Genomic DNA, 21953 nt, shown 5'->3' with positions numbered 1-21953 from the left:
CCCACCGCCGGGACCGGGGCCTGAGTCCCGGGTTAGGAGCCGCTTGTGAGCATCGAAGCCGTTGACGCCAAGACCGCTGAGGACGCCCTCGCCACCCGCGTCGACCTGGCCCTGCTGGGCGCGCGGATGGACGCGCCGGTGTCCCGCAGCAAGGGCGCGGGCCCCAGCGACGACGGGCACGTCGTGCTCGACGGCGCGAACGCGACCCTCCCGACGAACCCGGACTCGCCCTACGCGGTGCGCGGCGGCCGGGTCTTCAACGGCGCCCTCGACCTCGGTCTCAGCGTCGAACCCGTTCGTAGGCCCCGGTTCTACGACCTGAAGACCGCTGACGGCGTCCGCTACGACAAGATCGCGCTGCTACACGGTCGCGACGTCCTCGCCACCACCGTCGTGCAGACCTGCATCCGCTACGCCGAAGACCTGCGCTGCAAGTTCTGCGCCATCGAAGAGTCCCTGCGCAACGGTGACACTGTCGCCGCCAAGACCCCCGCTCAGCTCGCAGAGGTCGCTGAGGCCGCCGTGCGCCTGGACGGCGTCAAGCAGATGGTCATGACCACCGGCACCACCGCCGGGCCCGACCGGGGCGCGCGCCCGCTGGTGCGCTGCGTCAAGACCGTGCTGGACGCGGTGCCGGGCCTGCCCATCCAGGTGCAGATCGAGCCGCCCGCCGACCTGTCGGTGATCCAGGAGCTCAAGGACGCGGGCGCCACCTCCATCGGCATCCACGTCGAGTCCCTCGACGACGAGGTCCGCGCGCGGTGGATGCCGTCCAAGGGCCTGGTCCCCATGGCCGAGTACGACGCCGCCTGGGACCAGGCCGTGCGCGTCTTCGGCCGCAACAAGGTCTCCACCTACCTGCTCATCGGCCTCGGCGACGACCCGGACGGGCTGGTCGCGGGCGCCGGGCGGCTCATCGACCGGGGCGTCTACCCGTTCGTAGTCCCCTTCCGGCCCATGGTGGGCACCCTCGCCCGCCGCGACGGCGCCACCGCGCCCAGCGCGGCGCTGGTGCGGGATGTGACCCAGCGGGTGGCCGCGCTGCTGCGCGCCGCCGCGATGACCGGCGCCGACCAGGGTGCGGGCTGCGCGGCTTGCGGTGCGTGCAGTGTGCTGTCTGCGGCGGGGGGTTGAGCCGTGCTGGGAGAGGTTCTTATCGGTTCACCGTCGCTCAGGTCTTTCGACCTGGTCTCGCGGGCAGACGATGCAGCGCTGAAGGACTACCGGGCGTTGCGCCGGGAGGTGTTCGTCGACAGACAAGGGTTGTTCGACGACGACACTGACTGGCGCGACGAGGACCCGCGCACGGTCGTGCTCGTGGCCAGGGACCTGGCGGGCGCGGTCGTCGGCGGGGTCCGGCTCGGACCGGCCGAGCAAGGACCGGACGTGGGCTGGTGGGTCGGCGGCAGGCTCGTCGTCCGACCGGGCGCGGGGGCGGCGGGCATCGGCGGCGCCCTGGTCCGGGCGGCGTGCGCGCACGCCGAGGGGGCGGGCGCGCTGCGGTTCGACGCCACCGTGCAGGCCGCCAACGAGCGGCTGTTCCACCGGCTCGGGTGGACCACCGTGCGCCCGGTGACCGTGGCCGGGCGCGACCACGTCCTCATGCGCCGGCCCATCGGCCGGATCGCCGCCCTGGCCGACGCCACCAAGCGGCAACTCGGCGCGCTGCTGGCAGGCATGGACCCCGGCGGCCCCGGCTTCGTGGGCGACGACGGCGCGCCCGTCCCGGGCAGCGACCTGGTCGCCGCGTGCGACGCGATCGTGCCCGCGATGGTCGAACGCGACCCCGAATGGGCGGGTTGGTGCGCGGTCCTGGTCAACCTCAACGACCTCGCCGCCATGGGCGCCACGCCTATCGGCATCCTCGACGCGGTGGGGGCGCGCGACGCCTCCTTCGCCCACCGGGTGCTGACCGGGCTCAAGCGCGCGGCCGCCGCCTACGGTGTGCCCGTCCTGGGCGGGCACACCCAGTTCGGCGTCCCCGCCTCCCTCTCGGTCACCGCGCTGGGCCGCACCGCCCATCCGGTGCCGGGCGCGGGCGGGCGGCCGGGGCACGCGATCACCCTGACCGCCGACCTGGGCGGCCGCTGGCGCCCCGGCTACGCGGGCAGGCAGTGGGACTCCACGTCCTCGCGCACCCCCGCCGAGTTGGCGGCGATGCTCGGGGCGGTCGGCGCGGCGCGGCCCGCGGCGGCCAAGGACGTGTCGATGGCGGGCGTGGTCGGCACCCTCGGCATGCTCGCCGAGGCGAGCGGCTGCGGCGCCGTGCTGGACGTGGCCACCGCGCCGCGCCCGGACGGCGCGACCGCCGGGGACTGGTTGACCTGCTTCCCCGGCTTCGCGATGCTCACCGCGGACGTGCCCGGCGCCGCCCCGCCGCCCGCGGGCCCGGCCGTCGGCGCGGAGTGCGGGGAGTTGGTCGAGGGCTCCGGCGTGGCGCTGCGCTGGCCGGACGGCGAGACGACGGAGGCGATCACGACAGTGGTCACCGGCATGGGGACAGGGAGGGGGACGGCATGAGCGGCTTGCGGATGGCGGCCGTCGCGGCGAACTTCGACCGCGACCTGGAGGGCGATTTCGCCCGCGTCGAGCGGATCACCGCCGAGGCCCGCGCGGACGGGGTGCGCCTGCTGGCCTTCCCCGAGGCCGCGCTGGGCGGGTACCTGCTGTCCCTGGACGGCACCGCCGACTCGCCCCCGGCACTGGCCCAGGACGGTCCCGAGATCGCGCGGCTCGCCGCCCTGGCGGGCGACATGGTCGTGACCGCCGGGTACTGCGAGGTCGCAGACGGGGTCCTCTACAACTCCGTGGTCTGCGTCAACGGCGACGGCGTGCTGGGCAACCACCGCAAGGTGCACCAGCCGCTGAACGAGGACGCCAACTACGGCGCGGGCGGCGGCTTCGCCGCCTTCGACACGCCGGTCGGCAGATTGGGCATGATGATCTGCTACGACAAGGCGTTCCCCGAGTCCGCGCGGGCGCTGGCCCTCGACGGGGCCGAGGTCATCGTGTGCGTGTCCGCGTGGCCGGGTAGCGCCACCAACCCTGACCCGGACCTAACCAAGGACCGCTGGAAGCGCCGCTTCGACCTGTTCGACCGCGCCCGCGCCCTGGAGAACCAGGTCGTGTGGCTCTCAGCCAACCAGTCCGGCACGTTCGGCGCGCTGCGGTTCGTGGCCAGCGCCAAGGTCGTCGACCCCGGCGGCGAGGTGCTCGCCGACACCGGGGTGGGCGCGGGCCTGGCGGTGGCCGAGGTCGACGTCGCCGCCGCGCTGGAGTCCGCGCGGCGGGCGATGGGGCACCTGCGCGACCGGCGCCCGGAGGCGTACCCGGTGCTGGGCGGGCACCTGGTGGGGGCGTAGCCGCCGCATGGTCCGCATCGCCGCGGTGGCCGGGGCCTTCGGCCGCGACCTCGACTTCGACCTGCAGCGGGTCGCCACGCTGATCGAGCACGCCCGCCGCGACGGCGCCGGGATTCTGGTGCTGCCCGACGCCGCGCTCGGCGGGTACCTGGCCGACCTGCGCAACCCCGGCCCGGAGTCGCTGCCGCCCGCCCTGGCCGTCGACGACGCGCACGTGCGCAAGGTCGTCGCGCTGGCCGCGGAGATGGTGGTGTGCTTCGGGTTCTGCGAGGCCGACGGCGACCACCGCTACAACAGCGCCCTGTGCGTCACCGGCGACGGCGTGCTCGGCCGCCACCGCAAGGTCCACCAGCCCGCGGGGGAGTCGATGGCGTACGCGGCAGGGGACGGCTTCGCCGCCTTCGACACCCCCGTGGGCCGGGTCGGCATGCTCATCGACTACGACAAAACCTTCCCGGAGGCCGCCAGGGCACTGGCCGTCGACGGCGCTGAGGTCATCGCCGCGCTGTCGGCCTGGCCCACGAGCATCACCAACCGCGCCCCGCGCATGGCCCAGGACCGCCAGGCGCGGCTGTTCGACCTCTACGACCAGGCCCGGGCCGCCGAGAACCAGGTGGTGCTGGCCTCGTCCAACCTGACCGGCTCCCTGGGCGGCCTGCGCTTCCTCGGCCAGGCCAAGGTCGTCGGCCCGGGTGGCGACATCCTGGCCAGGACGTGGTCCAAGGCCGGCATCGCCATCGCGGAGGTGGACGTCGCCGCCGAGGTCGCCACCGCCCGCCGGGTGCTCAACCACCTGGCCGAGCGCAAACCGGAGGCGTACGGGTGAGGATCGCGCTGCTGACCTACTCGTCGAAGCCGCGCGGCGGCGTCGTGCACACCCTCGCGCTGGCGGAGGCCCTCGCCGCGCTGGGCGAGGACGTGACGGTGTGGACGCTGGGACGCGGCGGGGATGCCGGGTTCTTCCGTCCCGTGGACCCCGCGGTGTCGCTGCGGGTCGTGCCGTTCCCCGAGGTGGCAGGGGAGGGGATCGGTGAGCGGATCTTGCGCTCCATCGCTGTCCTGCGGGAGGCTTTCGACCCGGCGTCGTACGACATCGTGCACGCGCAGGACTGCATCAGCGCCAACGCGGTGGGCCGGTGCGTGCGCACGGTGCACCACATCGACCACTTCACGACCCCGGAGTTGGCGGCGTGCCACGAAAAGGCGATCGTGGAGCCCTACGCGCACGTGTGCGTCTCGGGGGCGGTGGCGGGGGAGCTGAAAGCTGGGTGGGGCTTGTCGCCGGTGGTGATCCCGAACGGTGTGGACGCCGCGCGGTTCGCCGCGGCGGTGGGCTCGGCATCGGCGCAGCGGTGGGTGTCGAAGCTGGGGCGGTATGTGCTGTCGGTCGGGGGAATCGAACCGCGCAAGGGGTCCGTTGAGCTGCTGGAGGCCTTCGCGCTGCTGGGACTGCCGGACGTGCGGTTGGTGGTCGCGGGCGGGGAGACCCTCTTCGACTACCGCGACTACCGGGCGGCGTGGGAGGCGCGAGCGGTGGAACTGGGCGTGGTCCCCGAGATCCTCGGCCCGGTCGACGACGCGGAACTGCCCGGGCTGATGGCGGGGGCAAGCGCTTTCGCCTTCCCGTCGACCAAGGAGGGCTTCGGCCTGGCCGCGATGGAGGCCCTCGCCGCCGAGGTCCCCCTGGTGACGAGCAACCTCCCGGTCCTGCGCGAGGTCTTCACCGGAGCCGCCCACTTCGCCATCGACACAGCCTCCCTGGCGGCCGGGCTTTCCGCCGCCATCGAGACCCCCGACCCCCGCCGCCGCGAGATCGGCAAGGCGCTGGCCGCCCGCTACACCTGGCCCGCGGCAGCCGAACGCCACCGCGCCCTCTACCGCTCGCTGCTCTGACCGCTGGTGCCAGGATGGTCGAGTCCTCGGGGCCTGCTTGGGCCGCAGCTCCTTGTGGCGGTGGGACTCAGTGGTTGGTCGACGGCCCTGGTCCAGCCACGGCGTACCGGGCGGCGGTGGTGCGGACGGCCTCGTCGACCACCTGGGCGACGCGGTCGGCGCCCACCTCCCAGCCCGGCACCAGGAGTGTCGGCCAGAAGACGTAGTTGGAGATCATGCCCAGGAACTGGGTGGCTGCGAGGTCCACGTCCTCGACCCGCACCGTCCCCGCCTCGTGCTCGGCCAGCAGGTAGTCGCGCACGGACTCGAAGTAGGGCATCTTCCCCTGCGAGAACTGCGCATTGGCGAGTTCGGGGAACCGCGGCAGCTCGGCGATGACGATGCGGAACAGGTCGGTCATCCGGGCGCGGCCCAACAGCTCGGCGTAGCGGCGACCGATGGTGCTGAGCCCGTCGACGATGTTGCCCGCCTGCGGGGGATCCTCCTCGTCAGCGGTTGACCAGGACTCGGTGACCATGGCGTCGAACAGGGCGGCCTTGGTCGGGAACTGCTTGAACAAGGTGGCCCGCGAGACGCCCGAGCGCTCTGCGATCCGCGCCAGCGACGTCCGGTCGTAGCCCAACTCGAGGAACAGCGCGGTCGCGGCCGTCAAGATCAGCGCGCGCTTCTCCTGGGCGATGCGCTGGTGGTACGTCGTCACGACCCTGCTCATGGGCCGAGCATACGAGGTGAGTCGCTTGACTCACCACCGTTGCCGACCTAGTGTCAAGAGGATGGCGAGTCGAACGACTCACCACTGGCCGCCGTTCATCACTGGTGATCCCGGTCGGTCACCCACGTACCGAAGGAATATCTGATGCGCCGCTTCGACGACCAGACCGTGCTCGTGACCGGTGGGACCGGTGGCCAGGGATCGAGCCACGTGCGCGCCTTTCACGCGGAGGGAGCGAACGTGATGATCGGCGCCATCGACGCCGAACGCGGCGCCGCTCTCGCCGACGAGCTCGGGACCCGCGCCCGCTTCACCCACCTCGACGTCACCGACGAGAGCTCGTGGTCCACCGCTGTGCTAGCCGCCGAAAGCGCCTTCGGCGCCCTGAACGTGCTGGTCAACAACGCGGGCGTGCAGAACCCGCCGGCGCCGATCGAGGAGACGGACCAGGCCACGTGGTCGCGCATCCTCGACATCAACCTCACAGGGACCTTCCTCGGCATCAAGGCCGCCGCCCCCGCGCTGCGCCGCGCGACAGGGGGAGCCATCGTCAACATCGCCTCGACAATGGGCCTGGGCGGCACGGCGCACTACGCGCCGTACGTCGCCAGCAAGTGGGCCGTGCGAGGTCTCACCCGAACGGCAGCGCTCGAGCTCGGCCGCGACCACATCCGCGTGAACACCATCCACCCCGGCGTGATCGCGACCTCCTTCATCCACGAACCAGCAGCAGGCGCCACCGCGGCAATCGCCGACTTCTACTCACCCGAGCCGTTCGCCATCCCCCGACTCGGGGAGCCGACCGACGTCACCCGGCTTCTCCTGTTCCTCACGTCATCAGACGCGTCGTTCATCACGGGGTCGGAGTACGTCATCGACGGTGGACTCCTCCTCGGCCCCGCCCTCCAGGCCGAGGCCGCATGAGCAGTCCAGACACGACCGGATGGAACGTCTCCGCACGGGACGCGTCTTTGCCGCACCCGCCCGATCACATCCGGCGAGCCATCGAGCACCCCCGCCGCTCACTCCAGCTCCGCGCCCTTGGTCTCCGGCAGCGTCAGGATCACCAGGAACGCCACCACCGCCGCCCCGGTCACGTACAGGAAGAACACGTTGGGCAGCCCCGCCTCCGACAGCGCGCTGATCAGCAGCGGCGCCGTGCCGCCGAACACCGCCACTGTGAGGTTGTACCAAGCGCCGATGCCCAGGGCCCGCAGCCGGGTCGGGAACAGCTCGCTCATCAGCGCGGGCGCGACCGAGGTCATCGCCGTGTACAGCGCCAGCCCCACCGTGAACACCAGGACCAGGTTGCCCAGCGCGGGCGTGACCAGCAGCGACAGCGGGAAGATCAGCACCGCCGTCAGCCCCGACCACACCAGCAGTTGCGGCTTGCGGCCGAACCGGTCCGCCGCCCAGCCCATCGGGTACTGCAACGCGATGAACACGGCCGTCGCGATGCTCAGCGCCAGGAACACGACCTCCGGGTCGGCCTTGCGGGTGCTGACCGCGAACGGGGTGAGGGCGCTGAAGAAGGTGTAGTAGCAGAGCGTCGAGAGCATCGAGAAGCCCAAGAGCTGCCCCACCGCGCGCGGGTGCTCGCGCAGGGTCACGCGGAGCGGGTTGCGCACGCGCTGCGCGGCGGTCTTGTTCTCGTGGAACAGCTCCGTCTCCGGCATGGCCCGGCGCAGCCACAACCCGATCAGCCCGATGACACCGCCCATGAGGAACGGGACGCGCCACCCCCACGAGGCCATCGCGGCGTCGTCGAGCACCCCTGACAGCACGGAGCCCAGGACCGTCGCGACCAGCACCGCCGACCCGGTGGAGATGTAGAAGAACGACGAGTACCGCCCCCGCCGGTCGGCGGGCGCGATCTCCGCCAGGTACACCGACGTGCTCGACGCCTCGCCGCCCAACGACAGCCCCTGGCCGACCCGCGCCAGCAGCAACAGGATCGGCGACAGCCACCCCACCTGCTCGAACGTCGGCAGCACGGCAATGATGATCGATCCCGCGGCCATCAGCACGATGGTCAGCAGCATGGCCGGTTTGCGCCCGCGGGTGTCGGCGAACCGGCCCAGCAGCACGCCGCCCAACGGCCGGAAGAAGAACGCCAGCGCATAGGTGGCGAAGGTGTTGATCAGGGCCAGCGCGTCATTGCCCTTGGGGAAGAACTCGGTCGCGAAGTAGACGCTGAACGTCGCGTAGATGGTCCAGTCGAACCACTCCAGGGCGTTGCCGGAACTCGCGGCGGCGAGCTGGCGGGCCGGGAGCCTGTGCGGGGTTGTCGTCTTCTGCACGGCGCACCTTCGTGAACGGGTAACCGGGTCTCAGTCTGTCCCGGTACACCCTGCCGTGTCGGTCATGTCCAGCGCACGCTCGACCGCGGAGCGGGATTCGGACGCGGGGAGGGCCTTCGCCGCGGCTCGGGCGAGGGTCTCGGCGTAGTGGGTGGCGTTGTCGCCCTCCAGGACGAGCGAGGTGCGGTCGAGGTCGACGAGCACGACCGGGCTGTAGTGCGGCAGGTGCAGGACCTGCACCGGGTGGCGGAAGGGCGGCGGGGTGGTCTCCGGGATGACGCGGATGGCCTCGACCGGGGTGGCCTGGACGTCCACCGGTCCGGTCAGCGCCGACGCCGGGACGTAGTGCGTCCAGGTGCGGCCGGTGGCGTGGACGCGCGGTGGCGCGGTGGTGGGGGCGTAGGTGTCGGCGCTGGTCGCCAGGGTCCAGAGCGCGCGGACGACGCCGTGCGGGTCGTGGTCGTGGGCGGTGCCGTGGATGGTCCACTCGCGCAGGTCGGCCTCCCTGGCCAGCGCGTACAGGTGCGGCCGCCGCCACGGCGGGGTCTCGAGCACCGCGCACAGGCCGCCGATCTCCATCGCGGTCGGCGTGCGCCGCCCGTTCATCACCCGGTTCACCATGGACGCGGACATGCTCATCCTGGTGGCGAGCTGGCGGGTGGTCAGCCCCTTGGCGACCCGTGCCCGCTCGAGTTCGGCGGCGAGCAGCAGGCCGCGCGCTGTCCGGGCCCGGATGTCGGTGGTCGTGCTGTTGCTGGCGTTCATGCGGTGTCCTGTGCTCATGCGGGGGTGCGGGCGGCGGGGCGGCCGGGCGGCGGTCCCGGGCGTTCGGGCGTGCGGACGAGGGCGCGCAGCCCGAACACCTCGGGAATGGCGGGCGGGGTGAGGACCTGGAACGCCTCCGGGTCGACGACCGGGTCCGGCCAGGACTCGACCGCGCGCAGCACCTCGGCCGCGCTGCCGGTGGTCAGCCTGCACACCGCCGACGGGGTGTGCGGCCCGGGCGCGTAGCCGTACCGGGGGACGCGCACCGCGAACGCCGCGCTGTCGGACTCGAAGAACATCACGTCCGCGAACAACCCGCCGTGCCACCGCGTGCTCAGCGACACCGCTTGGGGCGCGCGCGGGTCCGGCCCGTACAGGCGTTTCATCCACACCCCGGACACCCACGCCCGGTCCCACAACCCCACCCACTCGTCCAGCCCATCGGCGTCTGGCGCCCCCGCGGCGTGGTGCACACCCATCCCGGCTCCCGTTCATTGGTCTGTTCGGCGGTAAGCATGCCCTCGTCTGGCGCTAAACGCAACCATGCGTTCTAATGAAAACGTTCGACCTCGTGCTCACGCGCGAAGGCAGTCGCGGGCTACCCACCGTGTGGCCCAGGGTGAAGGGTGAGGAAGGATCGAGACCGTGGCTTCGAAGAAACACACACCGACCGTCCGGCTGCGCAGGCTGGCGGGAGAGCTGCGCGGCCTGCGCGAGGGCGCGAACCTGAGCCAGCAGACGGTGGTCGACAAGACCAACCTGAACCCGGCGACCCTGTACCGCGTCGAGACCGCCAAGGCGCGGCCGCAGCGCCGCACGCTGATGACCCTGCTCGACCTGTACGAACTGGAGGGGGAGCGGCGGGCGTACCTGCTGGACCTGTTCACCAACTCCAAGAAGCCGGGTTGGTTGCAGCCGTACCACTCGGACCTGCCGGACGAGTACACCGCGTACATCAGCTTCGAGAACGAGGCCAGGAGCGTCCGCAAGTACGACTCACTGTTCATCCCCGGCTTGCTGCAGAACGAGGACTACGCCAGGGCGGTGATTCGAGGCGGCTTGCCTGCGGCCACTGACACGGAGGTCGAGGACCGCGTTCGCGCTCGCATGGACCGACAGCCGGTGCTGACCAGGGAGTCGGGCCCGCTGAAGTTCTGGGCGGTGATCGATGAGGCCGCACTGCGCCGTGTGGTCGGGAGCCCGGCCGTGATGCGCGCGCAGCTACAGCACGTGATCGACGCCGCCAAGGCCCCAAACGTCACAGTGCAGGTCATCCCGTTCGACGCAGGCGCGCATCCCGGTATGTCTGGCCAGTTCAGCCTGATGGACTTCCCCGACCCGCTCGACGCCGACCTGGTCTACATCGACAGCATGGCCGGCGACCTGTTCCTGGAGTCCGAGGCGGACATCAGCCGGTATCGCGCCATGTTCGACACGCTGGTAGCGGTAGCCTTGAGCCCGAAGGACTCGATGGCGCTGCTCGCCGAAGCGGCGAACAAGTTCGCGAGCTTGGAAAGGTAGATGACGATGAACACGGTGGACCTCGCCAACGCGTCATGGCGCAAGAGCACCCGCAGCAGCGCTAACGGCGAGTGCGTGGAGGTCGCGTTCGTGTCCTCGTCTACGGCTGTGCGCGACTCCAAGAACCCCATCGGCGGCGCCCTGGTCTTCGAGGCCACCGCCTGGCAGGCGTTCGCCGCCCGCGTCTCGGGCTAGCCCCATCTGTTCAGCGGAACCATCGTCGTCCTCCCGTCGACGCCCTCAACCCCCGAGGGCTCGACGGGAGGAACGCCGACGCCCCACCGCTGGTCGCCGGTAGAGGGCTGAGTCCTCGTCGGTCCACTCCACCGCCGTGGGCAGGACGCCATTGCCGTGGACGAACTCCACGAGGACAGCGCGAAAGGCCGCGATGGGCAGACCGCTGCCCGCCGGGAAGCCGAACTCGGAATCGCCCAGCAGCGCGGGCGAGTCGGGGTCTCCGACGCAGGGCCCGGCGAGGATGAGCCTGCGTCCCGATTCGCCAGTCGGCACGGCAGCGCTGAAGGTCATAGCTACTCCTTTCGCCGGTAGGTCCCAGTCGCGGACCCTGGGATAAGCGCTCTTGACCTCGACGTGGCGGGTGGTTCCAGCCTCAGCGTCCGCTAGTACCTGGTGAGCTTCACCGAGCCGTTCTCACGCTTGGTGCAGCGAGTCGTCGAGCAGCCTTGCAAGGCCGCCCGGACGGCAGCGGCCATCTGTTCCACGTTCACGCGAGGTCCCCCAGGACTGGATGCCCGTCATGGACGTACCGCCCCCGGCGCATCTCGACCGCGACCGCGCAGGACTGCCGAGCGGTGAAGACGCTGCTCGGGCGCACCCTCGATGCCCGGGCCCTGTTCAAGCTGAAGGCTCCGGCTCGACCGGTCCCCCCACCTTCGGATTGCTATGTGTGCTAGGTGTGGTCACGATACGTGTCCAAAGCGTAGGCTGAGCACCTCGTGGCGACTTGCCAGATAACGCAACTTGCCAAGTTTTGACAAGTCGCGTTATTTGGCAAACTTCCTAGTCTTGAAGGGTCGCCGAGCGCATACGGCGGCTGCAAGCAGACCCGCGCACTGCGGAGAGCACCAATTTCGGCTTGCGTTACCTCGACGGGCTGTTCGGCACCAGCCGTGCCCTCGGCATCCAGATGGCGGTCAGTGCTCTCGGTGGGGATGCCCAGGCGCCGCTGCTTCCCATTTACATCCGCGGACTCCGTGATGAACTGAGTGATGCCTGGCCCGCGACCTGACGCGCTTGTCGCTCAGTCAGCCCGCTAACGCAGGTACCGCGTCACCGAGGCCATGTCCAGCGGGTCCACCGACTCCGGGTCCGGCTCGACCGTCTCGTCCAGCGCCGCCCAAATCTTCTCCGCGTCCAACCCCGCCCCGATCATCACCAGGCTCGTCCCCGGTGCCGTCGCGTGCGGCCACTCATCCCGCTCCACCCGCAGATGCGCCCCCACCGTGTGCAACGTGAAGCGCTCCTCGTGCCCGGGCACGCCGAAGTACGCCCAGCCCTTGACCCGGTACAACCCGTCCGGCCGGTCGGCGAGGAATGCCATGAACCGCAACGGGTTCAGCGCCCGCGGCTCGGTGAACTCGATGCTCTCGTAGCCCGCGTGCACGTGCTCGGAGTGCGGGACCTCCACCAGGTCCTCGAACGACAACTGCTTGAACCGCGGCTCCGGCCGCCGCACCGGGTCGAACAGCAGGTCCGGGTCGACCCGGCCGTGCTCGGTCGGGACCACCGGTGCGCCGCCGGACAGGTCGCGCACCAGTGCCAGCAGGTCTTCGCGCTCGACGTCGTCGACGCGGTCGACCTTGTTGAGCAGGACCAGGTCGGCGTGGCGCAGGTGCTTGTTCAACTGGGGGTGGCGGTCGCGGGTGGCGTGGAACTCGGCGGCGTCGACGACCTCGATCAGGCCGCCGAAGGTGACGTGGGGGTTCTCGCTGGCGTCGACCAGGCGGACCATGGCCGGGGGTTCGGCCAGGCCGCTGGCCTCGATGACGATCACGTCGACCAGCGCCTCGCCGTCCTCGCCGGGGGTGGCGAGCCGGTCGAGCATGGCGTCGAGGTCGGAGACGTCGACCACGCAGCACAGGCAGCCGCCGCCGAGGGAGACCATCGAGTCGACCTGGGCGGCGACGCTGATCGCGTCCACGTTGACCTTGCCGAAGTCGTTGACGACCACCCCGACGCGGGTGTCGGAGGCGCGCAGCAGGTGGTTGAGCAGGGTGGTCTTGCCCGAGCCGAGGAAGCCCGCCACCACGAGGACCGGAATCGTCACCCGGAGCAGGGTAGCGGGGGCGGGCCGCGTTCGCCGGAAGTCCTGTTTGGACCTAGGCGAAGTAGCGCGCGGCGGCGGCTGTGTGCAGGTCGAACGCCAGTTCGGCCGGTCCGCGCAGCAGTTCCCAACCCGAGGTCTCGTCGGTCGCCGCGGAGGCGGGCAGGTCGGCTTCGGCGACCGGGGCGGCCAGGCCGAAGACCAGCAGCGTGCCGTCCGGCGCGCTCTCGACCCAGAATGGCGTGATCGACGCCGGGTCGACCACGACCCCGGCCTCCTCGTGCGCCTCCCGTGCCGCCGCGTCGCGCCAGGCCTCGCCGAAGTCGACGAACCCGCCGGGCAGCGCCAGCTCGCCCCGGCCGGGCGGGATGGTCCGGCGGATGACGAGCAGGCCATCGCCACCGGCGGAGGTCACGGGCAGCAGCAGCACGGCCACCGGCAGCGGGTTGCGGTAGGCGGTGTCGCCGCACGCCGGGCAGTGGCGGGGCCAACCGGCGTTCGGCGGGTAAGCGGTCCCGCAGGTGGAGCAGTGCGCGTGCTTCGGCATGGGGCGATATTGGACCATCCGGGTGGCCGGGAGAACCTCTGGGCAACGTCCTCGTCGCACCTGTGGACAACTGCCGCCACATGTCGGCCGACCGGGATACAGTCCCCAGCACAGTCAGGGAATCCGGCATTTCGGGGCGAACGCGAGGGGTGGGGCGATGGGACGCGCGAGCGCTGTGGTCCGACGCGTGTTCAGCAGGCAGGGGCGCGGGCGCGAGTCCGCCAGCTTCGGCGCCGCCGCGGTGGGCGTGCTGCTGCTCGCGGGCGCGGTCCTGGGCAACGGCATCTCCCGCACCGCCGTCGAGGTCTCCGACGGCCTGACCTGGCTCGGCGACGACGAGCGCGGCGAGGTCGTCCAGGTCAACCCGGCCAGCGGGCGCCCGGAGACCCGGCTCGCGGTCGCGGGCGGCGACGCCGTCCTCGACATCACCCAGCGCGACGGGCGGCTGGTCGTGCTCGACCGGCGCTCGGGGCAGATCACCACCATCGACCTGGCGACCCTGCTCGCCAGCGGTCGCAGGCAGGCCGCGCCGGGCGCCACCAGCAAGGTCCTGGCCGCCGCCGGGCGGCTGCACGTGGTCGACCGGGACGCGGGCACGGTCGTCAACGTCGACCCGGTGACCCTGGTCGACCTCGGCGAGCCCTGGCGGGCGGGCAGGCCGCTGGCCGACGCGGTCGCCGACGACGAGGGCGTGGTGTGGGCGGTCGACCACGGCGGTGTGCTGCGCTCGGTCGACTGGGACGAGGCGGGCCGCCGGTTCGCCCAGCGCTCGGACGAGCCGGTCGAGGGCGCGGGCGAGACGACGGTTCTGGTGCCGCACAAGCGCGGCGTCACCCTGCTCGGTCTCGCGGGCGGAATCGTGTTGCAGGCGGGCACCGGCGAGGACCGGCGCGGCTCCACCACCCAGCAGCCGGGGGCGGTGCTGGCCGCGCAGACCAGTCCCGCTGGCCTGGTCCCGGCCTCGGTGCCGGACGCGGGGGTGGTCGTGCTGCTCAGCGGCGGAGACGTGCACCGGGTCGACGTGCGCCAGCGCGGCTGCGCCACCCCGGACCGGCCCGCCGTGCTGCGCGACCGCGTCTACGTGCCGTGCCGGGGCGGGTCCAAGGTGATCATCCTCGACGCCTCCGGCGGGCGCGGTGGCGACGACCTGTCGACCCCCGGGGCACCCGACCCGCAACTGGTCCTCGACGACGACAAGCTCATCGTCAACACCCCCGGCGCGGGCAAGGGCATCGTCATCGATCCCGACGGCACGACCAAGCCGGTCGTCATCCGCAGCCCCGAGCTGCCGGTGAAGACCCCGGAGAAGCCGCCCACACCGCCGACACCGCCCAGCCCGCCGCCGCCGGACCCCGACGAGCCGACCCGCACCCGGGTCAACCAGCCCCCGCCGACCACCTCCGGTGGCGGCGGCTCCGAGGAAACCGGGCCCCCGGGTGCGACGGACGAAGAGACCCCACCGCCGACCACCCCCACCTCGACGCAACCCCCGGTGGCGCGGCCGCCGTCGGCGCCCGCGGGCATCACCGTCACCGAGGACAACAACGCGGGCCGCACCCAGGTCTCGCTGAACGTGAGCTGGTCCGCGCCCGCGGACAACGGGTCGCCGATCACCGGCTACCGGGTCGCGGCGGTCTGCGCCTCCGACGAGCCCGTGGTCAAGCAGGTCACGACCCCCACGGCGACGCTGTTGCTGCCCTGCGCGGCGGGCGCCCGCGTCACCGTCCAGGTCACCGCCGCCAACGCGGCGGGCACCGGGGCGACCGGGTCCGCGACGATCACCGTCGTGGGCCGCCCACCCGCCCCGACCCAGCCGCCGGACACCACGACCACCACGACGCCTGCCCCGCCCCCACCCCCCACGACCACCAGCCAACCGCCGCCGCCGCCCCCGACGACGACCCAGGACCCGCCCCCGCCACCGCCCAAGCCCGCCGCGGGCGCGAGGGTCATCACCGGTGGCAGCGCCGCCGACTTCATCGCGACCCTGACCCTGTCGGCCCCCGCGGACTGGCGCACGTACGGCGTCAGTTGCGCCGTGGTCAACCTGACCTACCCCACCACCGGCGGGCCGATCCCCTGCACCTCCACCACCGGGACGGTCCGCGTCACCAACGGCGACAACACCCTCGTCGTCCGCGTCGCCGCCGCCGACGGCTCGCAGGTGGACTCCGCCTCCCACACCATCTTCTTCCGCCCGTTCATCCCCCCGCAGCCGCCCGACTGCGGCCCGTACGTCGTCTGCCAGATCCCCGCCTCGGTCCAGACCAGCCCCACCGAGCGCGAACTCCCGCAGACCACCATGGCCGCCGCGGGCATCGGGCTGCTGCTCACCGCTCTCGTGGTCCGCGCGACCGGCCGTCCCCGTCCCCGCCCCACCGGCGAGGACAGCGACCCGGACGACGCCGAGGGCAGCCCGTGACCCCGCCCGGACGGCACGCCTGACCCGCTGCGCCACCCAGGCCACCCAGGCCACCCCGCCACCAGGCGGGGCGGCTCCCGAACCAGAAGGACGCCCCGTGACGACCACCGCCGGACCCGCCGTCGGCGAGCAGGAGATCGCCGCCTTCCGCACGTTGCACTCCCAGGTCGGCGACGCCGTGGAGGCCGCGCTGCGGGGCAAGCGGCCGGTGGTCGACCTGGTGCTGACCGCGCTGTTCGCTGGCGGGCACGTCCTGCTCGAGGACGTGCCGGGCACCGGCAAGACCACGCTGGCCAGGGCGGTCGCCGGGGCGCTGGGCGGGGTGTCGCGGCGGGTGCAGTTCACGCCGGACCTGTTGCCGTCGGACGTCACCGGCACCTCGGTCTACGACCCGCGCAGCGGGGAGGTGCGGTTCCGGCCGGGGCCGGTGTTCGCCAACGTCGTCCTCGCCGACGAGATCAACCGGGCGGCGGCCAAGACGCAGTCGGCGCTGCTGGAGGTCATGGAGGAGCGAACGGTCACAGTGGACGGAGTGGGGCACTCCGTGCCGAACCCGTTCCTGGTGGTGGCCACGCAGAACCCGATCGACCTCGACGGCACCTACCGGCTGCCGGAGGCGCAGCTCGACCGGTTCATGCTGCGCACCGCGATCGGCTACCCCGACCTCGAGCACGAGATGGACGTGCTGCGGCCGGGCAGCGGCGCGGGGGCCGTCGCCGCCGTGCGCACGGTCACCGACCCGGCCCGGGTCGCCACGGTCGCGGCGCGGCTGGGCACCGTGCACGTGGCCGACCCGATCCTGCGCTACGTCACCGAACTCGGCGCCGCGACCCGGTCGGACTCCCGGCTGCGGCTGGGCGCCTCCACCCGCGGGTTGCGCTCGCTGGTGCGCTGCGCCCAGGTGCACGCCGCCGCCCAGGGGCGGCACTTCGCCGTGCCGAGCGACGTCCAGGGCCTGCTGGTCCCGGTGCTCGCGCACCGGCTGGTGCCGACCAGGGAGGCCCAGCTCGCCGGGACCACCGCCGCGGACGTGCTGGCCGAGGTCGTCGCCTCGGTCGAGGTCCCCCGGCCGACGCCGTGACCTCCCGGCGGCGGCCGACCCCGCGCGGCCTGGTCGTGCTCGGGCTGGGCGTGGTCCTGGCCGGGGCCGGGCTGTGGTGGCGGTACCCGGGGCTGGCCGCGCTGGGGGTGGCGCTGGTCGTGGTCGCGTTGGCGGCGTTCGCGGCGGTGTTGTCGGCGGCGCCGGTGACCTTGAGGCGGACCGTGCGGCCGCTGACCGTGCCGCGGTTGGGCGTGTGCACGGGGACGTTGCGGGTCACCAGTGTCAGCAAGCGTTTGCCGGTGGCGCTGACGGCCAGTGAGGACGTCGCGGGGACGGCGTTGCCGATCGATCTTCCGCTGCTGGCCCCCGGCGCGGACGCGGGTGTCGAGTACCGCATCCCCACCGAGCGCCGCGGGCTGCTCAGCGTCGGCCCGGTGACCGTGGTGCGGCGCGGCCCCGCCGGGCTCGCGGTCGCGCGCACGGTGGCGGGCGAGGTCCTGCGCGTGCGGGTCGTGCCGCGCGTCCTGCCCGTGCGCGGCCTGCCCCCGGGCGTGCGCCGGGGCGTCGTCGGCGCCGACGAGCGGGTCGAGCGCGGCGGCACCGACCTGGTCGGGCTGCGCGAGTACGTGCCCGGCGACGACCTGCGGCGGCTGCACTGGGCCACCAGCGCCCGCACCGGCACCCTCATGATCCGCGAGGACGCCGACCCGGCCCGCCCGCACCTGGCCGTCCTGCTCGACGACGCGGCCGAGGCCTACCCCGACCCCGGCGCCTTCGAACACGCCGTCGAGGTCGCCGCCTCCCTGCTCACCGCCGCCGCCCGCGACGGCAACCCCGCCCACCTGCGCACGACGTCCCCCGCCGTCGACGTCGAGGTCCCCGACCACGACACGGCCCCCGCCCTCGCCGCCCTCGCCGAGGCGACCCTCGCCCCCGGCCCCCGCGCCCGGACCATCCCCCTGCGCGACCTCGACGTCGTCGTGGCCATCACCGGCCCCGGCGTCGATCCCGCCCACCTGCTCCTGGAGGCGGGGCGCGCCGCCGCGGGCGTGGTCCTGACCGTCGCCGACGGCGCGGTCCCCGTGTCCTCGGTCGGGACGGTCCTCACCCTGCGCGCGCCGACGGCGGAGCAACTCCTGCACAACTGGGACATGGCGGTGGCCCGATGACCCTGGGGCGCACCCTGTGGGCGTTGGCCTTGTTGCTGCTGGCCGCGGTTCCGCTCGCTTCCGGCTGGGCGGGGTCCACCGCCTGGGCGCTGTTCGCGGGCGCGGCCGTCGTGGGGCTCGGCGCTGTGCTGGGTGCGCGACGGGTGGGGATGGGCGGTGAGCCGGCTGTCGCGCTGCTGGTCCTCATTGGACTGTTCGGTGGGTATCTCGCCGCCAGGGGCGCGATCGGGGGTGGGCCGATCGAGGTGCTGCGGGACTCGGTGCCCCGGCTGCTCACCGCCGCCCGGCCCGCGCCGCCGACCGCCGACCTGCTGATGCCCGGCGTCGTGGTCGTGTTCTGCGTGGCCGTGGTGGTGGCGGTGTCGATCAGCGGCGCCGGGCGGGTGCTCGTCGGACCGCCGATCGGCGCGGTGGTGCTGTACGCGGCTGGGGCGTTGCTGACGGCGGGGGCGGCAGACCCGCACGGGCTTGTCGCGGTCGGGGTCGTTGTCGTCGCCGTGGTCGGGTGGGTGCTGCTGGACCGATGGGAGCACGAGTCCGGGGTGAAGTCGCCGGTGGGGCCGCCCGCCGCCGCGTTGTCGGGGGTGGCGGCGGTCGCGTTGGTGGTGGGGCTGTTGCCCTCGGGGGAGGCGTTCGAGCCGCGGGAGTTGGTGCGGCCGCCGGTCATCGATGTGGCTGTGGCCAACCCGTTGCCCCGGCTGGCGGCGTGGGCCGCGCAGGGCGACACCGAGCTGCTGCGGGTGTGGGGGCCGCAGTTCCCGGTGCGGATGGTCGCGCTGGCCGACTTCACCGGGGCGACCTGGCGGGCGTCGTCGCTCTACAGCCCGATCGGGGCGGTGGCGCCGCCGGACCTGCCCGCGGGCAAGCGGACGGTGACCGCCGAGGCCCGGGTGACCATCGGGGCGCTGGCGGGCACGTGGCTGCCCACGATGGGGCGGCCGACCGCCACCAGCCTCGGCGACGCGGTGATCGACCCCGACTCCGGTTCGCTGGTGCTGCCGCGCGGCACCACCCCCGGCCTGACCTACGAGGCCGTCGGCGAGGTCGACCGGCCAGACGACCAGGAACTCACCACCGCGGTGGTGCCCGACTCCACCACCGCGGCGCGCTACCTGGCCCTGCCCAACCTGCCGCTCACCCTCGCCCAGTACGCGCGGGACGCGGTCAAGAACACGACCTCCCCGTACGAGCGGGCGGTCGCCCTGGAACAGGTGGTGCGGCTCAACCGGGTGCCCGACGCCGAGGCCCCGGTGGGGTCGTCGTACGCGCGCGTCGAGCAGTTCCTCTACGGGCCGGACGGCGAGACCGGGGTCAACAAGGGCACCGCGGAGCAGTTCGCCACCGCCTACGCCGTCCTGGCCCGCGCGGTCGGCCTGCCCACCCGGGTCGTCGTGGGCTTCCAACCCGTCGCCGAGGACGCCGACGGCGTCCGAGTCCTGCGCGGCGTGGACGCCACCGCCTGGCCGGAGGTCTACTTCACCGACTGGGGCTGGGTCCCCTTCGACCCCGTCTCCGGCAACGACAGCGGTCCCAGCGCCGCCGCCAAACGGGAGGTCCTCAACCGCCTCGCCTCCACGACGATCACCCCGCCGCCCCCACCCGCCCCCGGCCCCCCGATCGTCCTGCCCACCCCCGCGCCGGAAGCCGCCCCAGCCCCCGAGGCCAACCGCCTCTGGCTGGTCCCCGCACTCGTCATCGGCATCCCGGTCCTGGTCTTGCTCGTCCTGGCCGCGGCCCGCGCCGCCCGCCGCTCGCGCCTGCGCCGCGCAGGCGCGGCGGGCGCCTGGGCCCACGTCCTCGACCACCTGCACGTCGCGGGCCGCACCCCACCACGCCACCTCACAGCGCCCACCATCGCCGAGACACTCCCCGCCCCAGCCACCGCCCTCGCCGTCCTCGCCGACCGCGCGACCTTCGCCCCGGCCCCCGTGCGCACCGCCGACGACACCTGGGCGATGGCCAGACAGGTCCGAAGTGGAGTGAGCAGGGCGGTGCCGCCGCACAAGCGCCTCTGGTGGCCGTTCGACCCGCGCCCCTTGTGGCGCAAGCGCTAGGGCGTGCCCTAGTTGCGCTCGGAGCAGACGCGGGTGCTCGCGCCGCGGTCGGTCTCGGGGGAGACCAGGCCGATGGCGATGACCTGGTAGCAGTAGCGCGGGGCTGACTCGTCCAGGCCGGTGACCGTGTGGGTGGTCGCGCCCGCGGCGATGGTGGCGATGGAGCGCGGGGTGGCCGCCGGGTCGGTGACGTCGAGGAGGACGAACTGGGCTTGGCCCTCGGTGGGGTCGGTCCAGGTGATGTCGATGGCGGCGCCGGTGTCGACCAGGCGGGTGAGGGTGGGGGAGAAGGCCGGGTCGCCGCCGGTGGGGCCGGAGCTCTGGCTGCGCACAATGGTCGTGGAGATGCTGCTGATCGTCGTGGAGCTCGACGACACGGTGGTGGAGGCCGCCGCGTCGGCGGGGGGTGTGTCGCGCCGGCCGTTGAGGACGCCGATGGTCACGCCCACGGCCACCGCGGCCAGGCAGGCCGCGACGAGGGCGGCTCGGCGGGAGCCGTTGCGGGTGGGGGCGGTCTCGGAGGGGTCGCCGGGGCCGGGGGGCTGGCGCCAGGCCGAGTCCCAGTCGATGGCGGTGCCGCCCGTGGGTGGCGCCGGGTGGGGCTGGTGCGCGGGCGCTGGGGGCGACTCGAGCGACTGGGTGGTCTCCGGGGGCGGCTCGGGTGCGGGGGCGACGGGGAGGACGCCCGCGGCGCTGGGGCCGAAGTCGGGTGGGGCGGGGGGTTCGTGGCGGACGGTGAGGTCGGCCAGGGCGCCGGTCATCGAGGGGCGGGACTCGCCGGGGGACGGGGGAGCCTCGGCGGTGGCGTCGTCCGGTTCCGGGGCGGGGGGTTCGGGTCGGGGGCCGAAGTCGGCGGGGGAGGAGTCGATGGCGGGGGTGGGGGCCCCGGGGGCCATGGCGGTGGCCTCGGGGTCGACGATCCAGTTGCGGGGTTCGGTGCGGATGGCGGCGAGGGCGTCGCGCAGAGCGGCGGTGTCGGGGTAGCGGTCCTCGCGGCGGGGGGACAGGCAGCGGGCGATGACCGCGCGCAGCTCGGCCGGGACGTCGCCGCGCGCCAGCGGGCGCTGGGCGCCCGCGCGGACGCGGGCGAGGTAGGGCAGGACGGTGTCCTCGCCGGGGTTGTCCGAGGCGAACGGGGCGTGGCCGGTGAGCAGGGTGAACAGGGTCGACCCGAGCGACCACTGGTCGTCGGCGGCCGCCGGGGCGGCGCCGTCGAGCATCTGCGGGGCGGCGTGCCGGTAGCTCATGAGCTGCAACGACGCCGAGTGCCCGGCGTCCGCGCCGCGGGCGATGCCGAAGTCGGTCAGCACGTACGAGGTGGGCAGCAGCAGGATGTTCTGCGGCTTGACGTCGCGGTGCAGGAAGCCCTGGGCGTGCGCGAAGGCCAGCGCGTCGGCCACCGCCGTGCCCGCGGCCACGACCTCGGCCACCGGCAGCGGCCCGTGGTCGCGCAGCTTGTCGTGCAGCGACCCCAGGTCGTGGAACTCCATGACGATGCACGGCCGCCCGCCCGCCACGGTCCCGGTGGCCAGCACGGTCACGATGTGCGGGTGCTGGCGGCCCAGCCGGACGGTGATCTCCAGCTCGCGCCGGAACCGGGCCAGCGTGCCCGCGTCGACGGCCTGCAGGACCTTGATCGCCACGTCCCGGTCCAGGCCCTCCTGCCTGGCCCGGTAGACCGACCCCTCGCCGCCCTGGGCGACCAGCCGGAAGTCGCGGTAGCCGGGCAGGGCGAGGTCCACGGGCGGGTTGACCGCAGTCGCGGGCCTGGGTGCCCAGGCCAGCAGCTCGTCGGGATCGTCACCGCGGTCCATGCACCCGTCCCCTCGTCCGGGCCGCATCGTATCCGCTCACCACGCACGGTGACCCCGCCTATGATCAC

The 21953-nt window shown here is 73.3% G+C and carries 21 protein-coding genes; 13 read left to right on the top strand and 8 right to left on the bottom strand.

Going from position 1 to position 21953, the window contains the following annotated elements:
* The first annotated feature begins 45 nt into the window (after positions 1 to 45).
* Genes GCL84_RS16675 through GCL84_RS16655 form a run of 5 tightly spaced genes read left to right on the top strand, consistent with a single transcriptional unit; the run spans position 46 to position 5255 of the window.
* The gene (locus GCL84_RS16675) at positions 46 to 1134 is read left to right on the top strand and encodes an MSMEG_0568 family radical SAM protein (RefSeq protein WP_235926328.1); all 1089 of its coding nucleotides are present in this window, start codon (positions 46 to 48) and stop codon (positions 1132 to 1134) included.
* Between the two features lie 3 nt (positions 1135 to 1137).
* The gene (locus GCL84_RS16670) at positions 1138 to 2520 is read left to right on the top strand and encodes an MSMEG_0567/sll0787 family protein (protein ID WP_156756405.1); all 1383 of its coding nucleotides are present in this window, start codon (positions 1138 to 1140) and stop codon (positions 2518 to 2520) included.
* Positions 2517 to 3362, top strand: a complete 846-nt coding sequence (locus GCL84_RS16665) for a carbon-nitrogen hydrolase family protein (RefSeq protein ID WP_156756404.1) — start codon at positions 2517 to 2519, stop codon at positions 3360 to 3362. Before GCL84_RS16670 ends, GCL84_RS16665 begins: the two co-directional genes overlap by 4 nt.
* Before the next feature lie 7 nt (positions 3363 to 3369).
* Entirely contained in the window at positions 3370 to 4188 is an 819-nt protein-coding gene (locus GCL84_RS16660) for a carbon-nitrogen hydrolase family protein (protein ID WP_156756403.1), read from the top strand.
* Positions 4185 to 5255, top strand: a complete 1071-nt coding sequence (locus GCL84_RS16655; RefSeq protein ID WP_156756402.1) for an MSMEG_0565 family glycosyltransferase — start codon at positions 4185 to 4187, stop codon at positions 5253 to 5255. Before GCL84_RS16660 ends, GCL84_RS16655 begins: the two co-directional genes overlap by 4 nt.
* Before the next feature lie 67 nt (positions 5256 to 5322).
* On the opposite strand, the gene GCL84_RS16650 is transcribed toward GCL84_RS16655, so the two are convergent.
* Complete coding sequence (locus GCL84_RS16650; protein ID WP_156756401.1) at positions 5323 to 5967, bottom strand: TetR/AcrR family transcriptional regulator; 645 nt, start codon at positions 5965 to 5967, stop codon at positions 5323 to 5325.
* A gap of 144 nt (positions 5968 to 6111) precedes the next feature.
* On the opposite strand from GCL84_RS16650, the gene GCL84_RS16645 reads away from it, so the two are divergent.
* Complete coding sequence (locus tag GCL84_RS16645) at positions 6112 to 6891, top strand: glucose 1-dehydrogenase (protein ID WP_156756400.1); 780 nt, start codon at positions 6112 to 6114, stop codon at positions 6889 to 6891.
* Between the two features lie 98 nt (positions 6892 to 6989).
* Here the strand turns inward: GCL84_RS16645 and GCL84_RS16640 are convergent, their stop codons facing one another.
* The 3 genes from GCL84_RS16640 to GCL84_RS29345 are packed head-to-tail and all read right to left on the bottom strand — an operon-like array spanning position 6990 to position 9511.
* Positions 6990 to 8267: an MFS transporter gene (locus tag GCL84_RS16640; protein ID WP_156756399.1), complete on the bottom strand. Its 1278-nt coding sequence runs from the start codon at positions 8265 to 8267 to the stop codon at positions 6990 to 6992.
* A 30-nt stretch (positions 8268 to 8297) separates the two neighbouring features.
* Positions 8298 to 9032, bottom strand: a complete 735-nt coding sequence (locus tag GCL84_RS29350; RefSeq protein WP_197523306.1) for a helix-turn-helix domain-containing protein — start codon at positions 9030 to 9032, stop codon at positions 8298 to 8300.
* A 14-nt stretch (positions 9033 to 9046) separates the two neighbouring features.
* Positions 9047 to 9511: a hypothetical protein gene (locus tag GCL84_RS29345; RefSeq protein ID WP_197523305.1), complete on the bottom strand. Its 465-nt coding sequence runs from the start codon at positions 9509 to 9511 to the stop codon at positions 9047 to 9049.
* 166 nt (positions 9512 to 9677) lie between these two features.
* On the opposite strand from GCL84_RS29345, the gene GCL84_RS16630 reads away from it, so the two are divergent.
* On the top strand, positions 9678 to 10553 hold the full coding sequence (locus GCL84_RS16630) for a helix-turn-helix domain-containing protein (RefSeq protein ID WP_156756397.1): 876 nt from the start codon (positions 9678 to 9680) through the stop codon (positions 10551 to 10553).
* A 6-nt stretch (positions 10554 to 10559) separates the two neighbouring features.
* Positions 10560 to 10748, top strand: coding sequence for a DUF397 domain-containing protein (locus tag GCL84_RS16625; RefSeq protein ID WP_156756396.1), 189 nt, complete (start codon positions 10560 to 10562; stop codon positions 10746 to 10748).
* 45 nt (positions 10749 to 10793) lie between these two features.
* Here GCL84_RS16625 and GCL84_RS16620 read toward each other — a convergent pair whose 3' ends face one another.
* Positions 10794 to 11081 carry an Imm1 family immunity protein gene (locus GCL84_RS16620; RefSeq protein ID WP_156756395.1) on the bottom strand — a complete coding sequence of 96 codons (288 nt, stop codon included), beginning with the start codon at positions 11079 to 11081 and terminating at the stop codon, positions 10794 to 10796.
* A 568-nt stretch (positions 11082 to 11649) separates the two neighbouring features.
* Here GCL84_RS16620 and GCL84_RS16615 point away from each other — a divergent pair.
* Positions 11650 to 11802 (top strand): hypothetical protein, encoded by a 153-nt coding sequence (locus GCL84_RS16615; protein ID WP_156756394.1) that lies wholly within the window; start codon positions 11650 to 11652, stop codon positions 11800 to 11802.
* Between the two features lie 24 nt (positions 11803 to 11826).
* Here the strand turns inward: GCL84_RS16615 and GCL84_RS16610 are convergent, their stop codons facing one another.
* The gene (locus GCL84_RS16610) at positions 11827 to 12840 is read right to left on the bottom strand and encodes a CobW family GTP-binding protein (protein WP_156756393.1); all 1014 of its coding nucleotides are present in this window, start codon (positions 12838 to 12840) and stop codon (positions 11827 to 11829) included.
* A gap of 52 nt (positions 12841 to 12892) precedes the next feature.
* The gene (locus GCL84_RS16605; protein ID WP_156756392.1) at positions 12893 to 13384 is read right to left on the bottom strand and encodes an NUDIX domain-containing protein; all 492 of its coding nucleotides are present in this window, start codon (positions 13382 to 13384) and stop codon (positions 12893 to 12895) included.
* 157 nt (positions 13385 to 13541) lie between these two features.
* On the opposite strand from GCL84_RS16605, the gene GCL84_RS16600 reads away from it, so the two are divergent.
* The 4 genes from GCL84_RS16600 (at position 13542) to GCL84_RS30660 (ending at position 20071) form a co-directional block, all read left to right on the top strand.
* Entirely contained in the window at positions 13542 to 15806 is a 2265-nt protein-coding gene (locus GCL84_RS16600) for a fibronectin type III domain-containing protein (RefSeq protein WP_156756391.1), read from the top strand.
* A 97-nt stretch (positions 15807 to 15903) separates the two neighbouring features.
* Complete coding sequence (locus GCL84_RS16595; RefSeq protein WP_156756390.1) at positions 15904 to 16887, top strand: AAA family ATPase; 984 nt, start codon at positions 15904 to 15906, stop codon at positions 16885 to 16887.
* Positions 16884 to 18017, top strand: coding sequence for a DUF58 domain-containing protein (locus GCL84_RS16590; RefSeq protein WP_235926326.1), 1134 nt, complete (start codon positions 16884 to 16886; stop codon positions 18015 to 18017). Before GCL84_RS16595 ends, GCL84_RS16590 begins: the two co-directional genes overlap by 4 nt.
* Positions 18014 to 20071 carry a DUF3488 and transglutaminase-like domain-containing protein gene (locus GCL84_RS30660; RefSeq protein WP_156756389.1) on the top strand — a complete coding sequence of 686 codons (2058 nt, stop codon included), beginning with the start codon at positions 18014 to 18016 and terminating at the stop codon, positions 20069 to 20071. The genes GCL84_RS16590 and GCL84_RS30660 overlap by 4 nt, the downstream gene beginning before the upstream one ends.
* Positions 20072 to 20079: 8 nt before the next feature.
* Here GCL84_RS30660 and GCL84_RS30655 read toward each other — a convergent pair whose 3' ends face one another.
* The gene (locus GCL84_RS30655; RefSeq protein ID WP_197523304.1) at positions 20080 to 21885 is read right to left on the bottom strand and encodes a serine/threonine-protein kinase; all 1806 of its coding nucleotides are present in this window, start codon (positions 21883 to 21885) and stop codon (positions 20080 to 20082) included.
* Positions 21886 to 21953 lie beyond the last annotated feature (68 nt).

It is taken from the genome of Actinokineospora pegani, from assembly GCF_009745975.1.
GTDB lineage: Bacteria > Actinomycetota > Actinomycetes > Mycobacteriales > Pseudonocardiaceae > Actinokineospora > Actinokineospora pegani.
The sequence above is the reverse complement of the archived record's forward strand: the minus strand, read 5'-3'. Positions and strand labels throughout refer to the sequence as shown.

Excerpts from the sequence above, each read along its gene's own strand:
- GCL84_RS16665 (WP_156756404.1), top strand. The coding sequence starts at position 2,517 with ATGAGCGGCTTGCGGATGGCGGCCGTCGCGGCGAACTTCGACCGCGAC.
- GCL84_RS16660 (WP_156756403.1), top strand. The coding sequence starts at position 3,370 with ATGGTCCGCATCGCCGCGGTGGCCGGGGCCTTCGGCCGCGACCTCGAC.
- GCL84_RS16650 (WP_156756401.1), bottom strand. The coding sequence starts at position 5,967 with ATGAGCAGGGTCGTGACGACGTACCACCAGCGCATCGCCCAGGAGAAG.
- GCL84_RS16645 (WP_156756400.1), top strand. The coding sequence starts at position 6,112 with ATGCGCCGCTTCGACGACCAGACCGTGCTCGTGACCGGTGGGACCGGT.
- GCL84_RS29350 (WP_197523306.1), bottom strand. The coding sequence starts at position 9,032 with ATGAACGCCAGCAACAGCACGACCACCGACATCCGGGCCCGGACAGCG.
- GCL84_RS29345 (WP_197523305.1), bottom strand. The coding sequence starts at position 9,511 with ATGGGTGTGCACCACGCCGCGGGGGCGCCAGACGCCGATGGGCTGGAC.
- GCL84_RS16625 (WP_156756396.1), top strand. The coding sequence starts at position 10,560 with ATGAACACGGTGGACCTCGCCAACGCGTCATGGCGCAAGAGCACCCGC.
- GCL84_RS16620 (WP_156756395.1), bottom strand. The coding sequence starts at position 11,081 with ATGACCTTCAGCGCTGCCGTGCCGACTGGCGAATCGGGACGCAGGCTC.
- GCL84_RS16605 (WP_156756392.1), bottom strand. The coding sequence starts at position 13,384 with ATGCCGAAGCACGCGCACTGCTCCACCTGCGGGACCGCTTACCCGCCG.
- GCL84_RS16600 (WP_156756391.1), top strand. The coding sequence starts at position 13,542 with ATGGGACGCGCGAGCGCTGTGGTCCGACGCGTGTTCAGCAGGCAGGGG.
- GCL84_RS30660 (WP_156756389.1), top strand. The coding sequence starts at position 18,014 with ATGACCCTGGGGCGCACCCTGTGGGCGTTGGCCTTGTTGCTGCTGGCC.
- GCL84_RS30655 (WP_197523304.1), bottom strand. The coding sequence starts at position 21,885 with ATGGACCGCGGTGACGATCCCGACGAGCTGCTGGCCTGGGCACCCAGG.